At 75.5% G+C, this 4,717-nt stretch carries 4 protein-coding genes and 1 pseudogene; 4 read left to right on the top strand and 1 reads right to left on the bottom strand.

Features of this window, described 5'->3' with window-relative positions:
* Positions 1-928: pseudogene (locus BGM09_RS10835) on the top strand (primosome assembly protein PriA); the annotation flags it as partial.
* 357 nt (positions 929-1,285) lie between these two features.
* Here the strand turns inward: BGM09_RS10835 and BGM09_RS10830 are convergent.
* A complete protein-coding gene (locus BGM09_RS10830) occupies positions 1,286-1,843 on the bottom strand; it encodes a hypothetical protein (protein ID WP_188281291.1) in 558 nt (185 codons plus the stop codon).
* 279 nt (positions 1,844-2,122) lie between these two features.
* On the opposite strand from BGM09_RS10830, the gene def reads away from it, so the two are divergent.
* From def to BGM09_RS10815, 3 genes are all read left to right on the top strand, one after another.
* Positions 2,123-2,695 carry a peptide deformylase gene (gene def / locus BGM09_RS10825; RefSeq protein WP_317452640.1) on the top strand — a complete coding sequence of 191 codons (573 nt, stop codon included), beginning with the start codon at positions 2,123-2,125 and terminating at the stop codon, positions 2,693-2,695.
* A gap of 64 nt (positions 2,696-2,759) precedes the next feature.
* Positions 2,760-3,692 (top strand): methionyl-tRNA formyltransferase, encoded by a 933-nt coding sequence (gene fmt, locus BGM09_RS10820; RefSeq protein WP_188281289.1) that lies wholly within the window; start codon positions 2,760-2,762, stop codon positions 3,690-3,692.
* Between the two features lie 205 nt (positions 3,693-3,897).
* A partial coding sequence (locus BGM09_RS10815; protein WP_317452639.1) for a transcription antitermination factor NusB occupies positions 3,898-4,717 on the top strand: 820 nt, incomplete at its 3' end.

Genomic DNA, 4,717 nt, shown 5'->3' with positions numbered 1-4,717 from the left:
GGAGGCGCTGGCGCGCGGCCCGGTGCTCGTCCAGGTGCCGCGCCGCGGGTACGTACCCCGGCTCGCCTGCGACAACTGCCGCGAACCCGCCCGGTGCACCGCCTGCGCAGGGCCGCTCGAAGTACGCGAGCAGGGCGGCACCCCGCACTGCGGCTGGTGCGGGCGGCCCGCCGCCGACTGGCACTGCCCCGAGTGCGGCGGCTTCCGGCTCCGCGCCCAGATCGTGGGCGCGCGGCGCACGGCCGAAGAGCTGGGGCGCGCCTTCCCCAAGGTGCCGGTACGCACCTCGGGGCGCGACACCGTCCTCGCCTCGGTCGGCGCGGCCCCCGCGCTGGTCATCGCCACTCCCGGCGCCGAACCCGTCGCCGACACCGGCTACGCGGCGGCCCTGCTGCTCGACGGCTGGGCCCTGCTGAACCGGCCGGACCTGCGCGCCGGTGAGGAAGCGCTCCGGCGCTGGGCGCACGCCGCCGCCCTCGTACGGCCCGCGGGCGACGGCGGCACCGTCGTCGTCCTCGGCGAGCCGACCCTGCGGCCCGTCCAGGCCCTCGTCCGCTGGGACCCCGCCGGGCACGCCCTGCGCGAGCTGGCCGAACGGGCCGAGCTGCGCTTTCCGCCGGTCTCCCGGATGGCCTCGGTCGTCGGGCCGCCGGCCGCCGTGGTCGACCTCCTCGACACCTTGCGGCTCCCGCCGGGTACCGACCAGCTCGGGCCCGTGCCCCTGCCCGTCCCCACGTCCGGCCCCGGCCGCACCCGCCGCCACGGGGAGCCGCCGCCCGGCGAGCAGTGGGAGCGGCTTCTGCTCCGCGTCCCCCCCGGCACCGGCTCCGCCCTCGCCGCCGCCCTCAAAGAGGCCCAGATCGCTCGCGCCACCCGAGGCGTCTCCGACCCGGTCCACATCCGCATGGACCCCCCCGACATCGGCTGACCGCCTCCCGCGGAGGGTTCCCCCGGCCGCCCACCCCCAACGGTCCCTCCTCAGAGCGCGGCCCGCCGTGGCCGGCCGCGCAGTTCCCCGCGCCCCGCCGGGGGAGCGAGCCCGCTGCGCGGCTGCCAGCGCACGAGGGTGCCCCGTCAGGGGCGCGGGGAACTGCGCGACAAGCCACGGCGGACCGTCGGGTGGGATCGGGCCGTGGAGGGGGGATCCACCCCCGGTGGGTGGCGTGGGGTGGGGGGTGAGCTGCGGCTCACCCCCCACCAGAAGCGCGCCGCAGGCGCGCTGTGCTCGACCTGTCGGCGTGGCGAGCGGCGGCGGCGGGACTGCGGCGCGGGTGGGGGCGGAGGATCAGCCGTTGCGCGGCCCGGGGAAGGACGTGACGGCACCCTCACGGTCCTCGCGGGACTCAAGAGCTTCGCGCGGCTCGCGCGATTCCAGGGCGCCCAAGGGGAGCGCCCCCGGCATGGAACGGGCGGCGGGGACGGACGCGAGGGGCGCGGGGCTGCCGGTCACCACCCCGTGCCCGGAGGCGGCCTGCTCGTCGGGTCCGGGAGGCGCGCTGCGGCGCCCGCCGTACCGGCGGTGCACGGCCTGTTTGGTCACGCCGAGCGCGGAGCCGACGGCGTCCCAGGAGAACCCCAGGGAGCGGTCGAACTCCACGGCCGCGGTGACCAGGGTCTCCACGCTGTCGCGCAGCTCCTGGGCGAGCCGGACGGTCGGGGCGGGCGCGCGGCCGTACACGACGAATCCGGCGGTGGGGCCGCTGCGGCGCGGCCGGTAGACGTTGCCCAACTGGGCGGTCAGGGTCCGCAGCGCGTCCACTTGGCGGCGGACCCTTTCGATGTCCCGCACCAGCAGGTGCAGGCTGGCCCGTGCCTGGGCGTCAGGGGTTGCGTGGTCGGGCATCAACAAGCCTCTCCAACCGGCGGTTACTTAAGGAATGGGCCGTGTGCATTGACCCGAATTCGGGCAAACTCTCTTGACCAACGCGCCAGCCGCCCATGGAGTCACGCAGCAAGGGGCGCAGCCCACCCCTCGGGGGGCGCGCGGCCGGGCGTGCACCCCCGCCACGCCGGGCCGAACGCGCCTCTAGAATTGACCCCTGCCCCGTCCCCGGGGCGGTCAGGACGGCCGGCACCCGGCGTCCGGAGCCGCCGCCGTACGCCCGTCCAGGAGACCGCCGCCGTGTCCGTCAAGCCCATCCGCCTCTTCGGTGACCCGGTGCTGCGCATGACGGCGCAGCCGGTCACGACCTTCGACAAGGAACTGCGCACCCTCGTACAGGACTTGACCGACACCATGCGGGACGCGCCCGGCGCGGGCCTGGCGGCGCCGCAACTGGGCGTCTCCCTGCGGGTGTTCACCTACTTCGTCGAGGGCGAGCTGGGCCACCTGATCAACCCCGAGCTGACCCTCACCGAGGACGAGCAGGACGGCCCCGAGGGCTGCCTGTCGCTGCCGGGCCTGACGTACGACTGCAAGCGCGCGTACGGCGTCGTCGCCAAGGGCTTCACCATGTACGGCGACCCGGTCACGATCGAGGGCACGCAGCGGCTCGCCCGCTGCATCCAGCACGAGACGGATCACCTGGACGGGGTCATCTTCATCGACCGGCTCGACACCGAGCGGCGCAAGGCCGCGCTCAAGGCGATCCGCGAGGCGACCGAGGGCCCGGACGGCATCTGGCGGGTGCCGGGCGAGAACAGCGTGCCGCAGGTGAAGATCTCGCCGCACGACACCTTCGGGCGCGGTATGTGAGCGCCCGCGCGCCGCTGTCGGCCGTCCCGCCCGTGAACCACCATCGAGAGGCACACCCCGCACGATGAGGCTCGTCTTCGCCGGCACCCCCGAGGTCGCCGTACCCGCACTGGACGCACTGCTGGCCTCCGACCGGCACGAGGTCGTCGCCGTCGTGACCCGGCCCGACGCGACGGCCGGGCGCGGCCGCAAGCTGCTGGCCAGCCCCGTCGCCGAGCGGGCGGCCGAGGCCGGGATCGAGATCCTCAAGCCCGTCCGCCCGCGCGACGAGGACTTCCTCGCCCGGCTGCGGGAGATCGCCCCCGACGCCTGCCCGGTCGTCGCCTACGGCGCGCTGCTGCCCAAGGTCGCGCTCGATGTCCCCGCGCACGGCTGGATCAATCTGCACTTCTCGCTGCTGCCCGCCTGGCGCGGCGCCGCGCCCGTGCAGCACGCGGTCATGGCCGGTGACGAGGTCACCGGCGCGTCCACCTTCCTCATCGAGCAGGGGCTCGACTCCGGGCCCGTCTACGGCGTCCTCACCGAGGAGATCGGCCCGACCGACACCAGCGGCGACCTGCTCACCCGGCTCGGCCGCAGCGGCGCCGGGCTGCTCGTCGCCACCATGGACGGCATCGAGGACGGCCGCCTCGTCGCCCGGCCCCAGCCCGCCGACGGGGTCACCCTCGCACCCAAGATCACCGTCGAGGACGCCGCCGTCGACTGGACCGCGCCCGCGCTCCGGGTCGACCGCCTCATCCGGGGTTGCACCCCCGCGCCCGGCGCCTGGACCCTGACCTCCGGCGAACGCCTCAAGCTCGGCCCCGTCCGGCCCCAGCCCGACCGCGTCGACCTCGCCCCCGGCGAGCTGGGCGTCGCCAAGAACGCCGTGTACGTCGGGACGGGGAGCCACGCCGTCCTCCTCGGGGAGGTGCAGCCGCAGGGCAAGAAGCGGATGGCTGCCGCCGACTGGGCCCGGGGCGCCCGTATCCCCTCCGGCTCCCGCCTCGGAGCCTAGGACGGGTTCTTGCCGCCCTATGGCGGCCCCTGCGATCTCGTTGTCGGCTGGCGTCCAGCGCCGGTTGCCCGCCGGCGGCGGGCGACCTGTCCGTGGCGCGGACGGATTCCCACCTGGACGGGCTGTGCGGGCGGGAAAACCCCGCGCTGGAGGCGCTTAGGGTGGAGGGCGACCGACCTTCGTAAAAATCGGAGCACTTTTACACGTGAACGACCAGCCGCGCCGCCGCCCGCAGGGCAAGCCGTACCGCCGACCCCAGCGTGACCCCGTCAGGATCCTGGCGTTCGAGGCGCTGCGGGCGGTGGGGGAGCGGGACGCGTACGCGAATCTGGTGCTGCCGGGCCTGCTGAAGGCCGCGGAGGCGGAGGCGGTGAAGAAGGGCCGGGAGTTCGACCGGCGGGACGCCGCGCTGGCGACGGAGCTGGTCTACGGGACGCTGCGGCGGCAGGGAACGTACGACGCGGTGATCGCGGCGTGCGTGGACCGGCCGTTGCGCGAGGTGGACCCGCCGGTGCTCGACGTGCTGGCGCTGGGCACCCACCAGCTGCTCGGGACGCGTATCCCGACGCACGCGGCGGTGTCGGCGAGCGTGGAGCTGGCCAGGGTGGTGCTCGGCGACGGGCGGGCGAAGTTCGTCAACGCGGTGCTGCGGAAGGTCTCCGCGCACGACCTGGACGAGTGGCTCGAACTGGTCGCGCCGCCGTACGACGACGACCCCGAGGACCACCTGGCCGTCGTGCACTCGCATCCGCGCTGGGTCGTCTCGGCGCTGTGGGACGCGCTCGGCGGCGGCCGGGCCGGGATCGAGGACCTGCTGGCGGCCGACAACGAGCGGCCCGAGGTGACGCTGGTCGCGCGCCCCGGCCGGTCGACCGCGCGCGAGCTGATGGAGTCGCTGCCGCCGGACACGACGGAGCCGGGCCGCTGGTCGCCGTACGCGGTACGGCTGGCCGAGGGCGGTGACCCGGCGGGCGTGGACGCGGTCCGCGAGGGGCGGGCCGGTGTGCAGGACGAGGGCAGCCAAC

This window comes from Streptomyces sp. CBMA29, assembly GCF_014596445.1.
Lineage (GTDB): Bacteria > Actinomycetota > Actinomycetes > Streptomycetales > Streptomycetaceae > Actinacidiphila.
This window is presented reverse-complemented; position numbering and strand designations above follow the sequence as displayed.